Annotated in this window: 1 protein-coding gene; it reads right to left on the minus strand. The window is 62.3% G+C overall.

What is annotated here, in order from left to right; all coding sequences use genetic code 11:
* Window positions 1-575: hypothetical protein (locus CRD60_RS08855; RefSeq protein WP_201737256.1), on the minus strand; the 575-nt coding region annotated here is incomplete at both ends.

The following is a 575-nucleotide window of genomic DNA, read 5'->3' on the forward strand; positions in this document are numbered from 1 at the left end:
CACGAAGGCATTGGTGACCGCCTTGCTGAAATCCTTGCCGCTAGCCTCATCCAGGAGCCATGTGGAAAAGGCGTCGCCGACCTTGAAGCCGAGCTGCACTATTGTGGTGCCGGCGCCGGCCACGATGATCAGCCGGAGCAGAGAGGCCAGGGTATCGCGTCCCGGGCCTATCTCATGCCGCCACATCATCCGGCAGAATCCGGATATCACAGATATGGATGCCACCACGAGCATGTAGAACCACAAATGGCTCTGCAGCTTCGCCGCCGTGCCGCCGAGGTTGGTGGGGCCGTTCTGCAGAACGCTACTGACAAGCCCCGTGGCGGCTCCGATGCCGACGACGCCGAGCAGGACAATCACGATCTTGTCGATCGCGCCGGCATCGTCGCCACTGCGGGAAGCGCGGGCGTATTCCACCCATGCCCCGACCAAGGCGATGGCGGCCACCACGTATCCAACCCATTTGGCATAGCCGAGGATCGTCAGCATGCCCGAAGTGTCCGCCGGCGTCATGGCCTGCGCTCCGGGCCCTGAAAAATCAGGATCCGGTACGTTCAGCCATAACGTGGCGAAAT

It is taken from the genome of Bifidobacterium aemilianum, assembly GCF_003315635.1.
GTDB lineage: Bacteria > Actinomycetota > Actinomycetes > Actinomycetales > Bifidobacteriaceae > Bifidobacterium > Bifidobacterium aemilianum.